General features: G+C 64.7%; 16 protein-coding genes. 3 read left to right on the top strand and 13 right to left on the bottom strand.

Features of this window, described 5'->3' with window-relative positions; genetic code table 11:
* Positions 1–220 precede the first annotated feature (220 nt).
* From AB4Z48_RS34180 to AB4Z48_RS34190, 3 genes are all read left to right on the top strand, one after another.
* Positions 221–1,150, top strand: coding sequence for a LysR family transcriptional regulator (locus AB4Z48_RS34180; RefSeq protein WP_441622373.1), 930 nt, complete (start codon positions 221–223; stop codon positions 1,148–1,150).
* A gap of 441 nt (positions 1,151–1,591) precedes the next feature.
* Positions 1,592–2,485, top strand: coding sequence for a LysR family transcriptional regulator (locus tag AB4Z48_RS34185; RefSeq protein ID WP_441622283.1), 894 nt, complete (start codon positions 1,592–1,594; stop codon positions 2,483–2,485).
* Between the two features lie 169 nt (positions 2,486–2,654).
* Positions 2,655–3,902, top strand: coding sequence for a Bcr/CflA family multidrug efflux MFS transporter (locus AB4Z48_RS34190; protein WP_441622285.1), 1,248 nt, complete (start codon positions 2,655–2,657; stop codon positions 3,900–3,902).
* A 187-nt stretch (positions 3,903–4,089) separates the two neighbouring features.
* Here the strand turns inward: AB4Z48_RS34190 and AB4Z48_RS34195 are convergent, their stop codons facing one another.
* The 13 genes from AB4Z48_RS34195 to AB4Z48_RS34255 all read right to left on the bottom strand — a co-directional run bounded on the left by AB4Z48_RS34195 (position 4,090) and on the right by AB4Z48_RS34255 (position 18,282).
* A complete protein-coding gene (locus tag AB4Z48_RS34195) occupies positions 4,090–4,983 on the bottom strand; it encodes a LysR family transcriptional regulator (RefSeq protein WP_441622287.1) in 894 nt (297 codons plus the stop codon).
* A 79-nt stretch (positions 4,984–5,062) separates the two neighbouring features.
* Positions 5,063–6,079 carry a zinc-dependent alcohol dehydrogenase family protein gene (locus tag AB4Z48_RS34200; protein WP_441622289.1) on the bottom strand — a complete coding sequence of 339 codons (1,017 nt, stop codon included), beginning with the start codon at positions 6,077–6,079 and terminating at the stop codon, positions 5,063–5,065.
* Positions 6,080–6,138: 59 nt separating this feature from the next.
* A complete protein-coding gene (locus AB4Z48_RS34205; RefSeq protein WP_441622291.1) occupies positions 6,139–6,546 on the bottom strand; it encodes a (R)-mandelonitrile lyase in 408 nt (135 codons plus the stop codon).
* A gap of 180 nt (positions 6,547–6,726) precedes the next feature.
* Positions 6,727–7,452, bottom strand: a complete 726-nt coding sequence (locus AB4Z48_RS34210; protein ID WP_441622293.1) for an alpha/beta fold hydrolase — start codon at positions 7,450–7,452, stop codon at positions 6,727–6,729.
* A 137-nt stretch (positions 7,453–7,589) separates the two neighbouring features.
* A complete protein-coding gene (locus tag AB4Z48_RS34215) occupies positions 7,590–9,680 on the bottom strand; it encodes an acetate--CoA ligase family protein (RefSeq protein ID WP_441622295.1) in 2,091 nt (696 codons plus the stop codon).
* A 2-nt stretch (positions 9,681–9,682) separates the two neighbouring features.
* On the bottom strand, positions 9,683–10,624 hold the full coding sequence (locus tag AB4Z48_RS34220; protein ID WP_441622297.1) for a Bug family tripartite tricarboxylate transporter substrate binding protein: 942 nt from the start codon (positions 10,622–10,624) through the stop codon (positions 9,683–9,685).
* A gap of 89 nt (positions 10,625–10,713) precedes the next feature.
* A complete protein-coding gene (locus AB4Z48_RS34225) occupies positions 10,714–11,871 on the bottom strand; it encodes an acyl-CoA dehydrogenase family protein (RefSeq protein ID WP_441622299.1) in 1,158 nt (385 codons plus the stop codon).
* 142 nt (positions 11,872–12,013) lie between these two features.
* On the bottom strand, positions 12,014–12,931 hold the full coding sequence (gcvA, locus tag AB4Z48_RS34230; RefSeq protein ID WP_441622301.1) for a transcriptional regulator GcvA: 918 nt from the start codon (positions 12,929–12,931) through the stop codon (positions 12,014–12,016).
* A gap of 242 nt (positions 12,932–13,173) precedes the next feature.
* Positions 13,174–14,304: an acyl-CoA dehydrogenase family protein gene (locus tag AB4Z48_RS34235; RefSeq protein ID WP_441622303.1), complete on the bottom strand. Its 1,131-nt coding sequence runs from the start codon at positions 14,302–14,304 to the stop codon at positions 13,174–13,176.
* Positions 14,305–14,314: 10 nt separating this feature from the next.
* Complete coding sequence (locus AB4Z48_RS34240; RefSeq protein WP_441622305.1) at positions 14,315–15,490, bottom strand: acyl-CoA dehydrogenase family protein; 1,176 nt, start codon at positions 15,488–15,490, stop codon at positions 14,315–14,317.
* A gap of 58 nt (positions 15,491–15,548) precedes the next feature.
* On the bottom strand, positions 15,549–15,716 hold the full coding sequence (locus tag AB4Z48_RS34245) for a hypothetical protein (protein ID WP_441622307.1): 168 nt from the start codon (positions 15,714–15,716) through the stop codon (positions 15,549–15,551).
* Positions 15,717–15,726: 10 nt separating this feature from the next.
* Complete coding sequence (locus tag AB4Z48_RS34250; RefSeq protein WP_441622308.1) at positions 15,727–16,725, bottom strand: Bug family tripartite tricarboxylate transporter substrate binding protein; 999 nt, start codon at positions 16,723–16,725, stop codon at positions 15,727–15,729.
* A 36-nt stretch (positions 16,726–16,761) separates the two neighbouring features.
* Complete coding sequence (locus AB4Z48_RS34255) at positions 16,762–18,282, bottom strand: AMP-binding protein (RefSeq protein ID WP_441622310.1); 1,521 nt, start codon at positions 18,280–18,282, stop codon at positions 16,762–16,764.
* Positions 18,283–18,285 lie beyond the last annotated feature (3 nt).

Here is an 18,285-nt window from a genome sequence, read left to right on the forward strand (position 1 = left end):
TGGCGCCGCCTTTCGCAACCATAGTGGGCGTTGGGAGCCGTTGCCAGGCGCAGGCTCGCTCGACGAGATGGCCCAGGTGGTCGTCACGCTCCTGGAGCCGTACCTACAGCCTGATAATTATTAAATCTATTTACGGGATGTTGTACTAGAGCGCCATCCCGCCTACTCGCTGCGCCGTGAAGCCATCGAATCCGCACGACGAAAGGATGACAGAGTGAATGTGACACCCCGCCAACTCCGGATCTTCCTGGCCCTTGCCAAGTCGCTCAACTTCAGCCGCACGGCCGAGCAGTTCTTCGTGACGCAACCATCGCTGCGCAAGGCCGTGAAGGACCTGGAGGATGCGCTGGGCGTCGTTCTGTTCGAGCGCTCGACGCGCTCGGTGCGCCTGACGCCGGTCGGCGAGCGCATGACCTCGCTGGCAAGGCGCGTCGTAGGCGAATTCGACAGCGGCCTTCAACGCCTGCAGAGCCTGACCGACCTGGAGGCCCACCATATGGCCATCGCCGCTATCTCATCGCTGGCGAACACCGTGCTTCCGGGCGTGTGCGCCAAACTGGAGAGCCGCTTCGCCGGGACACGCTTCACCATCTACGACGGCACCAACGCCTCCACGATCCAGCGCCTGATCAACTACCAGGTGGATTTCGCCCTGGCCTCCGCCGCCCCCTCGCACCCCGAACTGGAGTACGAGGAAATCATGCGCGACCGTTTTGCCCTTCTGGCACCAGCAGCATGGAAAAAGATGGTGCGGCCAGTCATGCGCATGGAAGAGCTTCCCGAACTGCCGCTCATCAGCGGCACCGACGCAAGCACCGCCAAGGAGTACGTGAACGCGGCCTTCCTGCAGCGAGGCATCGTCTTCCGGCCGAAGCTCTCGTTTGACCAGGTGGCCACCGCAGCGGGGTTCGTGCGCCAAGAGGTGGGAATCGCGATCCAACCCTACCTGGGCATCATGCCGTTGCTGGATTTGCGGGGCATGCGCCTCTGCCAGATCGAGGATGGCCCGATCCGATCCGTCGGCATCGTCAGGCGCAAGGGCTCATCCTTGTCGCCCATCATCGAGCAAGCCGTGGCAGAAGTGCGCGCGGCGGCCAAGCAATTAGTGCAGCAGCTTCCGGCCTGGATTCATCCGCCCGCGGCTTCGTGAGCGGTTCTCCTGAAGCGACGGCCTTCGACCATGATATCCCGCGGAGCCCACGCATGCGTCGTCATGCTCGGCGGCGATGGAAAAACACGGTTTCTCAACAGGAATCAATTGCGGGGCCGCCGATCTACCGCGAGCGAGGCGGAAGGCACAGCGGTCCGATTGTGTCCGGTAGCAATGTGGCACAGCCACAGCCATTGAGAAAAGGCACTGAATGCGCAGGCACTCATACTGCGGGTCGACGCTCGCAACGCGCCAAGGTGATGTATGGGACAAAATTCGTGAAAGGGTGCTACGAGGCATCGCCCACGCAAGACAGCGAGGGTATTGCACCACTGTCTGCCAACCCGGCCAGCCGCTTGGCGTCGGGACTACTTTTGTAGGACCAGATCGGGAACTGCCGGATACCATACGCACGGATACGAACCTGAGCCAAAGGCCCGCATGGCAAGAGAAGACATCAATGATTTGCTCGCTTTCGTCCATGTTGCGCGCGAGGGCAGCTTTACGCGCGCGGCGGCGAAGCTGGACGTGACACCGTCCGCGTTGAGCCATGCAGTGCGGGGACTCGAAGCCCGGCTTGGCGTCAAGCTGCTGGTCAGCACGACGCGCAATGTCTCGACCACCGAAGCCGGCGCGCGCTTGTTCGCCAGCGTCGCGCCACGGTTCGACAACATCGACGCCGAGTTGTCCGCGATTGGCGAGTTCCGGGACAAGCCGGCCGGCACGATCCGGATCAATTCGGCCGAACACGCCGCCAACAGCGTGTTGTGGCCAAAGCTGTTGGAGGGCCTGAAGGACTATCCCGACATCCACGTCGAGATTACGGTCGATTACTCGCTGGCGGACATCGTGTCGCAGCGCTACGATGCAGGCGTTCGCATTGGCGATCAGGTGGCGAAGGACATGATTGCCGTGCGTATCGGCCCAGACCAGCGCATGGCCGTGGTCGGCTCCCCGGCCTATTTTTCCGGACGCAAGCAGCCGAAGCATCCACAGGATCTGTCCGCACACGACTGCATCAATCTCCGGCTGCCAACCTACGGTAGCCTGCTGCAGTGGGAATTTGCCAAGGGCAAGCACAGTCTCAAGGCGCGCGTGAACGGGCGCTGGACCTTCAATAGCAGTTCGCCAATGTTGCGCGCGGCGCTGGCCGGGCAAGGCCTGGGCTATGTGCCTGAAGGCATGGCGCTGGAGCATATCGCCAACGGCAGCCTGATCCGCGTGCTCGACGACTGGTGCCAGCCTTATCCCGGCTACTACCTCTACTATCCCAGCCGCCGGCAATCGTCCCGCGCACTCGCCATCGTGGTCGAGGCGTTGCGGCATCGGCGCTGATTCCGTTCGGTGATGGCGTCCGGGGGCGGCCAAACTGGACGCCATTCATGAATCTGGCTCAAGATCACATGCGCCGTTGCTGTCTTAATCTGCGGCTCGGCAGTCCGTAGCATTGGGGTAACCAAAAACGCCCAGTTTGGGGGCAAACCCGCCCCTGCTTTCAGAACGCATGATCCCGCCCCAGTCACCGACCGCCCCGACCCACGCCGCACAGCCCGAGGCAACGCTGCGGCTGATGCTGATCCTCAGCGCGCTGATGTCGTTCGCATCTATCTCGACGGACATGTACCTGCCCGCGCTGCCGACCATCAGCCGGATGATGCATGCGAACCCGGCCAGCCTCCAACTGACGTTCTCCGCATTCCTGATCGGGTTCAGCATTGGCCAACTGATCTGGGGCCCCGTCGGAGACCGTCATGGCAGGCGACTGCCCATTGCACTCGGCCTGGTCCTGTTCACTATTGGTTCGGCCGGATGCGCAATGTCAACGAGCGTTTGGCAGATGATGGGATGGCGGGTGGTCCAGGCCCTCGGCGCCTGTGTCGGGCCGGTGCTGTCACGTGCCATGGTCCGCGATCTGTACGCGCGCGACGATGCGGCGCGCGTCCTGTCGACGCTGATCCTGATCATGGGCGTGGCGCCGCTGCTGGGCCCCTTGCTCGGTAGCCAGATCCTGGCGTGGTGGTCCTGGCAAGGCATCTTCTGGAGCCTTGCCATCGTGGGCCTGCTGACGATGTTTGCATTGCGGGCATTGCCGGAAACGCTGCCGCCCGCCCGCCGGACGACCACGCCGATGCGCCATGTCGTGCGGGACTACCTCGCGCTCGTCAGCGACCCGCGGCTGATCGGCTATGCCTTCTCGGGCGGATTCTTCTATGCCGGGGCCTATACGTTTATTGTCGCGACGCCGTTTGCCTACATCGACTATTACCATGTCACCCCTCGGGCTTACGGCCTGCTGTTCGGCGTGAACATCATTGGGATGATGGCGGCCAATTTTGTCAACGCACGCCTGCTGAAGACACTTGGAAGCGAGCGCCTCTTTCACCTGGGCACCTGGGTCCTGGCGATTTCGGGTGTGGTCCTTGCGCTGGACGCCCGCTTCGGCTGGGGCGGTCTGACCGGCCTGGTCCTGCCTATCTTCGTGTACATGTCCATGAACGGCTTTATCGTCGCCAACTCGGTGGCCGGCGCGCTTGCCGCGTTTCCGCACAAGGCTGGCTCGGCATCGTCGGTAGTCGGCGCCATGCACTACGGCAGCGGCATCCTGAGTGCCGCCATGGTTGGCTGGTTTTCGGACGGCACCCCCTGGACCATGGCATGGATCATGGGTGCGGCCGGCATCGGCAGCCTGGCTACGTCACTGCTCTCGCGGCACCTCGCCGCGCAAAGGGCGGGGGCGTCGTGCCCGACATAGTCATTGACGGGCCGGCATGAACGTCTCCGACGCCAGTTTTGCCAACGGAACCATCCGGGCGAACGGCCGCAGCCGCTCCCTGGCATCGTTGGCCGGCAAGGACGGCATCGTTGCGCAAGACCACATCGAGTTCGGCGATCTGGCGCGGCGATTCCAGCAATCGACGGCCGATGCGCCCGTCGACCGTTCACACGTTCTCGCGCAGCGCCTCCACCAGCACGGCAAGCGCGCGCGACGAGTGTCGGCTATTGGGGTAGTAAAGGTGATAGCCCGGAAAGACCGGCGACCAGTCTGCCAGCACCCGCACCAGCTGGCCCTGCGCAATGGCCGTATCCACGGCGCTCAGTGGCACATAGCCGATCCCGAATCCGGCCAGACATGTCGCAACGATCTGCGCGACATTGTCGAGCACGAGCTGGCCATTCACCCGCACCTGCAATGAACGCCTCCCCTTCTTGAATTCCCACGCATACAGGCCACCTTGCGTCGGCAAGCGCAGGTTGATACAGCAATGCCCGGTCAGCTCCTGTGGAGCCGCAGGTTGCGGCCGCGTCGCAAAGTATCCTGGGGTGGCGACCACCGCCATTGGCATATCCGGGCCGATGCGTACGGCGGTCATGTCCTTGGCCACTTGGTCGCCCGGCCGAATCCCTGCATCGAACCGGTTCGCCACAATGTCGGTCAGCCCGTAGTCAATGCAGACCTCGATACGGATGTCCGGATACCGCGGCAGCACGTCCACCAGTCTTGGCCACAACACCGTATTGGCCGCATGCTCGGTCGCGGTGATGCGCAGCGTTCCGGCGGGCTTGTCGCGCAACTCACCCACGTTCGATAACTCCGCCTCGATCTCTTCAAACTGCGGCGCAACGGACTGAAGCAAGCGTTCGCCCGGCGCCGTGGTCGACACGCTGCGCGTCGTACGTGTCAGCAAACGCACGCCAAGGCGGGATTCCAGAGACCGGATCGAATGGCTGAGCGCCGACTGCGAGACGCCCAGCTGCCCCGCGGCGCGCGTGAAGCTGTGCTCCCTTGCGACAGCAATGAAGGCCAGCAGATCATTGAAGTTTTCGCGTGGCATTCACGAATCCAGCTCAAGAAGATGTGTGGATTCTATCGGCTAGTTGTCTCACATCCAAGCCGATGCAGTGGTGGCACAGTCAGGGCTGCAGCAGCACCTTGATCGCCCGGCGCTCGTCCATCGCCTTGTAGCCCTCGGCCACCTCGGCGAGCGGCAGCTTCAAGTCGAACACCTTGCCCGGCTCGATCTTGCGCTGGAGCACGAGATCGATGAGGTCTGGCAGATAGCGCCGCACCGGGGCGGGACCGCCATGCAGCCGCGTCTGGGTGAAGAACAGCCGCTGGCCTTCCAGCTCGACGCCATGCGGCACCCCGACATAGCCAACCGATCCGCCCGGCCGTGTGGCATCGATGGCTTGCATCATCGCTTCGCGCGTCCCGACGCATTCCAGGACTGAATCCGCCCCGATACCATGAGTCATTTCCTTGATCCGCTGCACACCGGCATCGCCGCGTTCCGTGATGATGTCGGTCGCACCGAACTCCAGCGCAAGGTCCTGGCGCGTCTTGTGGCGGCTCATCGCAATGATGCGCCCGGCGCCCATCTGCCTGGCGGCCAGCACGCCCATCAGCCCAACGGCACCGTCGCCAACCACGACTACCGTAGAGCCCGGCCGCACGTTTGCCGCGTCCGCCGCATACCAACCGGTTCCCAGCACATCCGACACCGCTAGCAGGCTCGGTATCAGATCCTCGGGCGGCAGCTCCGCCGTCGCGATCAGCGTGCCATCGGCCAGCGGCACGCGCGCGCGCGGCGCCTGCGCACCGCTCATGAATTCGCGCTGCTGGCATGAGGACTGATATCCGAAGCGGCAATGTGGGCATGTGTTGTCGGAAAGGCAGAACGAACCGACCACAAACTGACCCGGACGCACCGACGTGACCTCGCTGCCGACCTCCTCGACGATGCCGCAATACTCGTGCCCCATCGCCTGCGGTTCCGTGACCTCGTTGAGCCCGCGATACGGCCAAAGATCAGAACCGCAGATGCAGCTCGCCGACAGGCGGATGACGGCGTCGGTTGGTTTCAGAATCCGCGGCTCCGGGCGCTCTTCGTAGCGCACGTCGCGCGGGCCATAGAGAACGGTGCCAAGCATAGCTATGTTCCTCGTTGATGTGATGTCACCCACTCGACATGCTATCGAGCGGTCCCCTGTCAGGCGCTCCCCTCGTACTGCTCGGCGCAAACTTGTTCCATCCAGTCCACTACCTTGCCATCGAGAGACTCCGCGATGGCGATGTGCGTCATGCTCGTGGCCGCCGTCGCGCCGTGCCAATGCTTGGTGGATGGAGGGATCCAGACCAGATCCCCGGAGCGGATCGTCTGGACCGGCGCGCCCCATTGCTGCACGAGGCCCGTGCCTGCCGTGACAAGCAGCGTCTGGCCGAGTGGATGGCTATGCCATGCAGTGCGTGCTCCCGGCCCGAAGATCACTGTCGCACCGCCGACGCGCGCCGGCGCTTCCGCCTGAAAAAGGGAATCGATTCGTACGCTACCGGTAAAGAATTCCTCCGGCCCGTCCTTTGATGGTTGTGAGCCGATCGGTGTCACTTTGATCATCATTACTCCTGGTGTGCCGGCGCGAGTCATGCTCGCCATCAGACTGCGCTACGGAAGCGACCGGCATTGATCCACGAAGGTTACCGTGGCAGGAGAGTTGGAACTAGCCGGGAATATCGGCAAGTTGTCGTGAATTCTATTCATGAATCCTGGCGCCCCACGCCGCCCGTCCCGACCGCTGCTTCAGGCGCGCGAAAACCATCGCGACAATAGCTGGTTGACTTCGAGCGGGCGTTCATACTGGACCCAATGCCCCGCTCCGGGTACCACGCACCAGTCGCGATGCGATACTCCGCTGGCGAGTTGCTGTGCGGCCTCGACCGCCTGCGCAGTGACATCGTGCTCGCCCCACATCAGTAGCGTCGGGCCACTGAAACTCGATAGCGCATCGCGCAGCAGCGGCTTTCTGGAAAGCGCCTTGCTATGGAACCGGGTGGCCTTGCACATGCGCTCATGCAGATCCATGGCAAGTGCGTCGATGCTGCCCTGGTCGTGCAGCATGAGCGCGCCCAGGTTGTGCCTGAGCGCAGCGAGCATCTGGCCGCGGTCGTCCGTGCGCCAGTTGACCATTTCCGCCCCCTGGCGCCGGGGGCCGCCATGGCCGGCGGAGCCCAGCAATGCCAGCCGCTCGACATTGGGCATGCTTGCCGCCATGTGAGCCGCAACGACCCCGCCAAAGGAAAAGCCTGCAAGCCCGAACCTGCTGGTGCGACCCAGTAAATCGTCGAGGCTGCCTGCCACTGTGCCGACCAGCCGCGCAAGGCGGTCGGTGGCGTGCGGATCGCCGTCGAGGGTGCCGGAGTCGCCAAAGCCGGGTAGGTCGGGCAGCCACAGCGTATGCTCCCTGCCTAGCGCCTCGATATTCCTGATCCAGTGCATCCAGCTACCATGCCCGCCATGGATCAGCACCAGCGGCGAACCTTGCCCGAACTGCCGCCACACGACCTGCGCGCCGCCGCACTGGACCCGGTGAACCACGGCCATGGCATCGAGCCGGCTGAGCAGGTCATCGGTCCCTGGCCTGTTGCAAGCGGGCGATGCCCTTGTCACCACTTCAGCACCAGTGCATCTACCGCCAGTACCCCGTGGCCTTCCGGGAACACCATGAGCGGATTCACTTCCGCCTCGGCAATCCGCAGGTCCGGCTTCACTGCGAGCTGCGAGAGTGCGGAAACGGCCCTGGCGAGGGCTTCCAGGTCCCCCCGCTGTTTACCCCGCAAACCCGAGACTGTTTTCAGCGCCTTCACCTCGGTAATCATTTCACGCGCTACCTCGACGCTGACCGGCGCGAGCCGGATACTGCGGTCACGCGCGACTTCGGCCCAGATGCCACCGGCCGCCAGCATCACGATCGGACCCGCTTCGGCATCGACGCGGTAGCCTACGAGCACTTCCGTCAGACCCTTGCTCATCGGCTGCACCAGGACTTCATCGCAGCGCTTGCCCGGCGCGCGCTCCGCCAGGTTCTGTCGCAGCGTCGCCAGTGCCGCGTCAAGCTGGGCGTGGTCCTGAATACCGAGCACCACGCCGCCGACTTCGGTCTTGTGCGGAATCTCTTCCGAGCATACCTTCGCTACGACCGGGAAATCGAACGGAAGCCGGCCTGCCGGCCCGGCCAACGGCAGCGTGACTGCAGGTGCATGCGGCACACCGACCTCGTCCAGGATGCCGTATGCCTGCGCCTCGTTCAGCGGCGTTGCCGATACCGCTGGCGCAACGCCAGCCGTGGGCTGCACCCCCGGTAACCTGCGGGCAAGCACGGACGCAATTGCATCCGCGCAGGCCTCCGGCGACCGGAAGCACGGCACGCCTGCCTTGGTCAGCGACGCAAGCGCTTCGGGCGCGTCCGGCACCAGCATTGCCGCGAGCGGCTTGCGGCTCGCCGCGCTGTCGGTGATCGGCTTGACTGCGAGCTGGGGCTGGAAGCGAGCAGAGGAGCCCACCACCGCCAGCACCACGTCAAACTCGGGGGCGTCAAACATAATGTCGAGGGCACCTTTCATGACGCCATAGTTCGTGCCGGCCAGGGTCAGATCCAGCACGCGGCCGGCGGAGACAGCGATTCCGGCTGCTTCGAGCCTGGCCAGCGTGGCCGGCGATGCCGGCTCTACCACCACGTCGCGGATGCCAAGTTGGTCGACCACCATGGCTGCGCCGCCGCCCGTCGTGGTGACGACCCCGACGCGCCGCCGCGGGGCACCCTCGGCTTCAAGCGGAATGCGCCTGGCCAGCGGGAACGCTTCAAGCAGCGCTTCGATAACGCCAACGCGGGCAATGCCCAGATCCTTCAGGAAGGCATCGGCAATGTCGTCTTCGCCCGCCAGCGCGCCGGTGTGGGTGGCAGCCATTTCAGCGGCTGCAGCTGAGCGCCCCAGCTTGTAGGCAATCACCGGCTTGCCCCGTTTGGCCGCCTCCAGCGCAAAGGCTCGCAATTTGTCACCGTGGCGCAGGCTTTCCAGGAACAGCAAATAGCCTTCGATACCCGGATCGTCCAGGGTTGCGGCACAGATCTCGCCGACACAGAGATCAGCCTCGCCGCCAACCGATACCAGGCCGGCGAAGCCCACGCCACGTGCCTTGCCCCGTGAGACCAGCGCGCCAATCATGCTGCCGCTGTGGGATGCCACGAAGACCTTCCCGCGCGGCAGCTCCGGCTCGGCAAACGCGGCATTCGCGGTGAGCACGAGCCCCGCCTCCGGATTGATTACGCCAAGACTGCTTGGCCCCAGCACGCGGACCCCGGTGGCGCGGCTCAGTTCGCGCAGCGCTTCCTCCCGTGCGGCGCCATCCGGCCCGGATTCCGAGAACCCGCTCGCCAGGATGGTGACGACCTTGACGCCAAGACGCGCGCATTCGCGCACCGCATCCAGCACCGTGTCGGTCGGCGTCAGGATAAAGACATGCTCCGGAACCTCCGGCAGCGCGGCCAGGCTCTGATATGCGGTCTCGCCCTGGACAGTCTGCCGGTTCGGATTGACCGGGTAGACCTTCCCTGCGTATCCCGCGGCACGCAAGAACTTCAGGGGCCGCCCTGCAGTCTTCGCAGCATCGTCCGAGGCACCGAACAGTGCGACGCTGCGGGGGGCCAGCAGAGCTTGGGCGAGTGCATGATCAGGTTGGTTCGAAGCGGTATTCATGTTTAGTCCAACGTTACTTTCACTGTCTTGAAGGTCTTGGCCATGTGCTCGACATCMTTGTCGATATAGGCCTTGAACTCACTCGATGTATTGCCCACCAGCACAGCCCCTTGCGGCTGCAGGTTGTCCCGCATTTCCGTGGTCCCGACCGCCTTGATGACAGCCTGCTGCAGCTTCTCGACGATAGGTCGCGGCGTACCAGCCGGGGCGAACAGGCCGCTCCAGGAATCCACTTCGAGTCCGGGCACACCGGCTTCCGCCATGGTTGGCACGTTGGGCAGCAGCGCCAGCCGCTTCGGCGCCGTCACCGCGATGGGACGGAATTGCCCGGCCTTGAGATACGGCATCGCGGAGACCGAGGTCATGAATGCCATGGAAACATTGCCTGCGATCAGGTCGGTAATCACGCCCGACGCGCCCTTGTAGGGGACATGGATCATGTTGATGCCGGCGTGTTGTTTTAGCATTTCCCCGGCCAGGTGCTGGGTGCCGCCAGTCCCGGTCGAGGCAAACGACAGCTTCCCCGGTTGCTTCTTGGCGAGCGCGATCAGTTCCGCAACCGTATGCACAGGCAAGGTCGGGCTCACTGCCAGGATCGCAGGTGCCGACATGACCTGCGAGATCGGCTCAAAGCTCTTGCGGACGTCCCACTTCAGATTCTTGTAGACGAATCCGTTCGAGGCGATCGGCGCTGCAGCAAACAGCAGCGTATAGCCGTCGGCCTTGGCGCCGGCGACCTGGTCTGAGGCGATATTGGAGCCGGCGCCGGGCTTGTTCTCCACCACGAACGGCTGCCCGAACGTAGTCTGCAATTGCTTGGCCAGCAGCCTCGCAACCACATCGGTAGGGCCGCCTGCCTGATAGCCAACGACCACGCGCACAGGCCGGTTCGGATACTCAGATGCGGGGTCCGCGCTGGCGCCGCCGCTTCCCAGTGCCAGCACCAGCGAAGCCAGCGAGAGCGCTGGGGCGCGGCTTAGTCTTGCAAACATGGTTGTCTCCGGTTCGATTTTGATTATGGGGTGCGGGCGCGTCAGCCAGCCTTGGGGGGGCGCTGCGAGAACGAACGCTCGAACACGCCTTCGGCAATCCGGTTCTTCAGCATTTCAATCGAGCCGCCGGCGATCATCCAGCCGCGGATCCGGCGCAGGCAGTATTCGACAATCGACTCCTGGCTGTAGCCCATACCACCCATTACTTGCAGCGCTTCGTTGGCGACATCCCATCCGGCCTGGTTGCAAGCCAGTTTCGCCATGGCCGTGCTATGCGCCGAAGGCAGGCCATGCTCACCCTCCATGGCGGCGCGGTACAGCAGCAGTTGCGCGGATTCCAGCTTCAATGCCATTTCGGCAAACTTCCACTGGATCCCCTGGAATTCGCACAGTTCGCGACCAAATTGCTTGCGAATCCTGGCGTGCTCCCGGGCGACGTTGAAGCAGTGGCGGCCCAGCGCCAGCGATCGCGACGAATTGCCGAGACGTTCAACGTTGAAGCCGGAAATCTGTCGCTTGAAGCCGCCTTCACCAAGCAAGAGGTTGTTGGCCGGAATGCGGCAGTCCTCGAAATAGAGCTGGCACCACGCTTCGCCGCTCATGAATTTCGACGGCTCACCCACCTGAAAGCCCGGCGCGCCGCGCTCCACCAGCACCGAGCCAATCCCGCCGACGCCCGGACCAAAGCGCACGTAGATCAGGAACAACTCTGCCTCGGGACTGTGCGTCGAGAAGATCTTGCTGCCGTTGATCACATAGTGATCGCCGTCACGCCTTGCCGAGGTCTTCAGTTCCGTGACGGCCGAGCCGGCTTCCGGTTCGGTCATGCCGAGCGCAATGAGCTTTTTCCCTGCCAGCAGGTCAGGCAGGAAACGCGCCTTCTGCTCCGCCGTTGCGTACTCCACGAAGGTGCGGATTGGACCGAAGTTGCCCGCCTGCACGATATCCGCGCTCTTGGGACACACCAGGGCCACTTCCTGGATCGCGATCACGGCGTGCATCAAGGTGCCGCCTTGTCCGCCATCTTCCTCAGGGAACGCGATGCCAAGCAAGCCCTGTTCTGCCAGCATTTGTGCGGCATCCCAGGGATATTGGGCGGAATGGGCACGTTCGAGTGCACCGGGGGCTAGCTTGTCCTGGGCGAAACGCCGCACCGATTCCGCAAACGCCTGGTGCTCTTCGCTGAGTTCAAAGTTCATGTCTGCCTCGCTTATCTGGACTGTTGACTGTTGTCAGGATCGTCCATCGGAGCAGCGTTGTGAACTTCGCGTTTGGCACCCAGCCAGAACAAAATGTAATGTCAGCTAACCTGTGTCGCCCATGGCGCCATGCGTCGAGGGCTCACCGGTCGTTCGCCCGGCCGGCCTCCATCGCGACCGTTTCAAGAAGCCAGTCGCGAAACACAGCGATCTTTCTGGCCTCACGCTGCACCTTCGGGCGTACCAGGTAGTAGGCCTTCTCACCGCGGTAGGGCAGCGCGAAGGGACGTACCAGCCGCCCTGCCTCAATCTCGGCTTTCAGCATGGCAATCTGGCCGATGGCAATGCCCAACCCGTCAAGCGTCGCCTGCCAGGTAAGAACCGAACTGCCGAAGCTCATTCGCTCGGTGCCTGTCGCGGCTTCGGCCATCCCGGCAAATATCAACCAGTCGTCCCAGTCGTTGCGGCGATAGTGGGAAACCAGCAGGCGGTGGTGCAGTAGCGATTCCAGCTTCCCCCGCGGTCCACGATGCCCCTTCAGGTAATCCGGCGTGCACACCGGCTCGATCTCGTCGGGAAAAAGAAAGTCGCTGTTTACTCGTGGCCAGCGTCCGTCACCAAATTGGATAGCCAGATCCGCGGGATCACGGTCAAAGTCCACATCGGGCGTGGCGTTGTCTATGCGCACCTCGATGCTAGGATGCTGTCGACGAAAATCGTGCAGCCGCGGAATTAGCCACTTTGCAGCGAAGGTGGTATAGGTTCGCACGCGCAAGGCGCCCTGCGAGGTACTGCCCAGCAAACGGGCCGTCGCGCCGGCGATGGCATCGAAGGCAGGAACGACTTCCTCGGCATAGTCTTTCCCCATCCGGGTCAGCGTGACGCCGTGACGCTCCCGCCGGAACAGTTCGACGCCCAGGTAGGTCTCCAGCACGGCGATCTGGCGGCTAACCGCCGATTGCGAGACATGCAACTCCTGCGCCGCCAGCGTCAGGTTCTGGGTCCGCGCAACGACCTCGAACACGCGCAAGGGATTCAGGGGGGGAATGCGTCGCGCCATGCGGCCATTGTCATGAGGAATGACTTTTTATTATATCTGAACGCATGCCCCCCAGCGCTCGCATGCCGGCCTGGCTCGCCAGTGCCCGCCCTTTGGCAAGTGCCGGATCCTTCAGAGAAGGATCTGTGCGCCTTCTCCTCGGTGTACGGCTAGAGTTCATCTAGCCCCCGCTCGCGGCCAAACGGTGGACATGGCGCCAGCCTACCCCTCCTTTGCCAACCGCGCCGCTGCGAGGTGCAGCCTCAACGGCGTCCCAGCTTCACGTAGCGTGCCAGGTGGTAGTCCTCGTCGCCCAGCGCGTGGTCGGTCATGACGAGGCCCTTGGCAAGGTGCGAAAGTGGCAGCTCCCACGTCATGCCGATACCGCCGTGCATCTGAATGCACTCCTCGGCCACGCGCGTGCCCACGCGGCCGAGCGTGACCTTGGCGGCCGACAGAGCCCGCTCGCGCTCGATGCGCCCAGCCTGGAGCGCGTTGGCCGCATTGATGACGCTCGAGCGCGACTGCGCGATGCCCAGCCAGAGGTCGACCATGCGGTGCTGCAATGCCTGGTTGCTGCCGATAGGTGCGCCGAACTGCTTGCGCGTGCGCAGGTAGTCGAGTGTCCTCGCATTGGCGGCCTCCATCGCGCCGAGTGCCTGTGCACACAGCGCCAGCACACCATGCCCCAGGGTGCGCTCGATGGCGTCGAAGGCCTCGCCCTCGATGCCGATCAGCGCCCCGTCGGAAAGGCGCACGCCGTCGAGCACAAGATCGGCACCGCGCCCCCCGTCCACAAGTGCATAGCCGCGCAACTCCAGCCCCGCAGTGTCCGCCGGCAACACGAAGAGCGACAGGCCCGCCATCTCGTCGTCGTTGCCCGCGGTGCGCGCCGAGACGATGAAGAAGCCGGCCTGTTCGCCGTGACGAACCACCGCCTTGGCACCGTCGAGCACCCAATGCCCTTTGACACGGCGCGCCCGCGTCGCCACGCGCGCGTGCTCGTACCGCGAACCAGGCTCGCCGTGTGCGAAAGCCGCCAGGACGCGACCGCCGAGGATGTCGGCCAGCAAGTCGCGATGCGCACCGCTGCTGTTTAGCGCGAGGGCCGTGCCGCTCATCAGCGTAGCCAGGAACGGTTCGAGCACCAGTCCGCCGCCAATGGTCTCAAACACCACCGCGATGTCAAAGCCACTGCCGCCGAAGCCACCATCGATTTCCTCGAAGAGTGCGCCGACCGCGCCCAGTTCGACGAAGCGCTGCCACAGCGCTGCGCTGTAGCCCTCGGCCGATGCGGCGATGCGCTCGCGCCGCTCGAAGCTGTACTGCTCCGCGATGAAGCGGCGCAGCGTGTCGGCCAGCATCCTCCGCTCGTCGGTCAGTTCGAAGTTCATTCGCCCTCCTTCACAGGTGCAGCATCGTCTTGGCGATGATGTCGCGCTGAATCTCGTTGGAGCCGCCGAAGATCGACAGCTTGCGGTTGTTGAGGTATTGCGCGCTCGCGGTCGCGGCCTCCACCGGCCCACCCGCCAGGGCCTGCGCATCGCCCAACTGCGGCTGCGCGTATGGCCCGACGGCGCGCCGGATGAGCGAGGCCAGTTCCTGCCGGATCTCGCTACCCAGAATCTTCAGCGCGGAGCTTTCCGGTCCCGGCGCGCCACCGTTCGCGACCGCGGCAGTGACGCGCAGATTGGTCGTCTTGAGGTTCTCCAGGTCGATCTCGACGCGCGCCATGCGTGCCGCGAAGGCCGGGTCGTGGCCCAGCGGCTGGCCGTTGCTCATGACCTTGGCCGCTACCGCCTTCAGGCGCTGAAGCGCCACGACCGAGAAGCCGATACCCGCGTTGCGCTCATGCGTGAGGAGATACTTGGCGCAGGTCCAGCCGTCGTTCTCCTCACCCACAAGGTTTTCGACCGGCACGCGCACGTCGGTAAAAAACACCTCGTTGACTTCATGCTCGCCATCCAGCGTGACGATCGGCCGCACCTGGACGCCGGGCGAAGTCATGTCGATCAACAGGAAGCTGATGCCGGCCTGCTTGCGCTTCTCCCTGGCGGTGCGCACCAGGCAGAAGATCATGTTGGCGTGCTGCGCCAACGTGGTCCATGTCTTCTGGCCGTTGACGATGTAGTGGTCGCCGGAGCGCACGGCCGTGGTCGTCAGTGACGCCAGGTCCGACCCCGCTCCGGGCTCGGAATAACCCTGGCACCACCAGTCGGAGCCGTCGAGGATGCGCGGCAACCAGTGCTTCTTCTGTGCCTCGGTGCCATACCGGATCAGCACCGGCCCGAGCATGATCAGGCCGAACGGCACGGTGCGCGGCGCATCGGCCAACGCGCATTCGTACTCGAAGATGTAGCGCAGGACCGCGTTCCAGCCCGGCCCGCCGTGCTCGCGCGGCCAGTGGCTCGCGAGCCAGCCGCGCGACTGCAGGATGGCGTGCCACTGCTGCATCTCGGCTTTGCCCAGCGTCCGGCCCTCGGCCACCTTGGTGCTTAGCGAGGCGGGCAGCCGCTCCGCGAGGAAGGCGCGCACCTCGGCCCGGAAGGCCTCTTCGGCGGTAGTGAAGTTCAAGTCCATCGCAAGCCTCGGAATATTTCAAAGAGCCCGGCCGCACCCATGCCGCCGGAGCACATGGTCACCACCGCATACTTCGCCCTGCGGCGCCGTCTTTCGAGCAGCACGTGACCAGCCAGGCGCGCACCGCGTGGGCGGCCAGTGCCGGACCGGGCGTGATGTTGAACTCGCCGCGAAACGACCTGGTGAGCGGCGTGCGGGCAGTGGCGACGATAACGGCTTCGCGCATGACCTTGGCCTCATTCCAGCGCGATGCCGCCGATGCGCTGGATCAGTTGACCCCACACCTGCGTGTCCTGTTGCACTGTCTTTGCGAAACCGGCGGCGGACGGGCCGCCTATCTCGTAGCCAACCTGCGCGAGTGCGGAGCGCATGTCCGCGGTCTTCATCACGCTCCCAAAGTCGGCCACGAGCGCATCGACCAGCGGCTTGGACATATTGGCCGGCCCGAAAATGCCGAGCCAGCCGACCAGCGGGCCGAGCGTGGGATAACCGGCCTCGGAAAAGGTCGGAACAGTGGGATATGCCGTGATTCGCCGTGTGCCGGTGATGGACAGGCCGCGCAGTCGGCCGCCCGGCTGCAGGAAAGCGGCGGATGAACCGATGTCGCAGAACACTGCGCTCACCTGCCCGCCGATCAGGTCATTGATGGCAGCGGCACAGCCCTTGTAAGGCACGTGGACCAGGTCGACGCCAGCCTCGTGCTTGAAGACCTCGCCGATCAGGTGGCCGAGCGTGCCGTTGCCATAGGAGCCATAGCTCAGCGTGCCGGGCCTGGCCTTGGCCGCGGCGACGAAGTCGGCGAGATCTTTCGCCGGGCTCTCGGCCTTGACCAGCATCACCAGCGGCGTGACACCGATCTGTGTGATCGGCGTGAGATCCCTGGTCGCGTCGTAGGGCATCTTCTTCATCAGATGCGGCAGCACCGTGATGGTGGAGCCCGCGGCCAGAATCAGCGAACTGCCATCCGGCGCCGACTTGACGATGTTGTCCACGCCGAGCATGCCCGATGCGCCTGGCCGGTTCTCCACGATCACCGGCTGTCCGACTGCGGGCGCCACCTTGGCCGCCAGGCGGCGCGCAATGGTGTCGATGCCACCACCCGGCGGCACCGTGACGACGATGCGGACCGGCTTGCCCGGCGTCGGGGTGGCCGTGGCAGCTTGCGCCCAGATGGGCGGCTGCAGGGCGAGCGCGCCGGCCAGGCACAGCGCGGCCTTGATCCTGATTTTCTTCATGCTTGTCTCCTTCTGTTGTCCCCGGCAAAGTCGAACTCAGATTCGACGGGCTTGATCGCGCCAGTAAGGCTCGCGCAGCAGGCGCTTGAAGATCTTTCCCGTGTCCTCTCGTGGCAGCGCCGCGTGGAAGTCGATGACGCGCGGTACCTTGAAGTTGGCGACGTGCTCGCGCAGGAAGGCCTTGATCCCGCTCGCATCGAGCCGCGCGCCGGGCCGCAGTTGCACCGCCGCCGCGACGGCCTCGCCGTACTCGTCGTCGGGGATGCCGAAGACCGCGCAGTCGGCCACCCCGGGCATGCCCTGCAGCACGGCTTCGACCTCGGCAGGGTAGATGTTGACGCCGCCCGAGATGATCATGTCGGTGCGGCGGTCGCAGATGTACAGAAAGCCCCGTGTGTCGAGGTAGCCCACATCGCCGAGCCCCACCAGGCCATCCATTTCCATCGCGTCGCGCGCTGCCTGGTTGTTGACGTAGGTAAAGTCGGGCAGCGCGGGCTGGCGCACGTAGATGGCACCGACCTGACCGGCCAGCAGCGGTTGGCCCTCATCATCGAGGATGCGCAGCTTCGCCGGCCCTAGCGCCCGGCCGACCGAGCCGGGGTTCTCCAGCCAGGTGGGCGAATCGATGAAGGTGACATAGCCGGTCTCGCTGGCGCCATAGGCCTCGGTGATCACCGGGCCGAACCACTCGATCATCCTGCGCTTCACCTCCGGCGCGCACGGCGAGCCCGTGGACGCCACGTGGCGCAGCGTGGCGACGCTGTGGCGCACACGCTCCGCATCGCCGAGCGCGAGAAGCCGGCGGTACATGGTGGGCACCAGGTAGGCGTGCGTCACCGCGTGTTGCTCGATGAGCTGGAGCGTGCGCAGCGCGTCGAAGGCCGGCTCCAGGATCAGCGTGGCACCAGCGTCGCAGGCCTGTACCAGGTACTGCGTCGACGCGCTGTGGTAGATCGGCGCGCAGAGCATAGCGGTCACCCCGGGCGCCATGCCCGAGGCGATGCGCCCGATGCGGCGCGACTCCTGCTCCAGCTCTTCGCGCACTTCGGGAGACAGCGCCAGGCGCCGCACGCCCTTGGGCTTGCCGGTGGTGCCTGAAGTGTATTGCACCGAACCGAAATGCAGGCGCGGCCGCGGTGCCATCGGCGGTGCACCGACGCCGAAGGTGGCCCACGACGCAGCGCGCCCCGAGACATCGGGCAGTGGCTTCGCTTCGTCGGCCGACACGCTCACGATGGCGACGCGCTCGGGCACGCCCGCGATCACCTGGGCGATCAGGTCGTCGTGGACGAAGAGCAGGCCGGCCCCGCTGTCCTCCAGCATGAACGCTGCCTCCGGCGCCTTGCAATGCCAGTTGAGCGACACGAAGTACACGCCAGCACGCCGGCAGGCCAGGATCAGCGCAGCATAGGCCGGGCAGTTGCGCATCATCACGGCCACGGTCTGTCCGTGCTGCACGCCGGCTGCCTGCAGGCCGGCGCTCACGCGCTCGACCTCGGCTTCCATCCACTCGGGCGTGAAAACCCGCCCTGAAAAAATGATCTTGGGGTAGCTCACTTT

The sequence above is a fragment of the Cupriavidus sp. 2TAF22 genome (assembly GCF_052115045.1).
In the GTDB taxonomy this organism is placed as follows: domain Bacteria; phylum Pseudomonadota; class Gammaproteobacteria; order Burkholderiales; family Burkholderiaceae; genus Cupriavidus.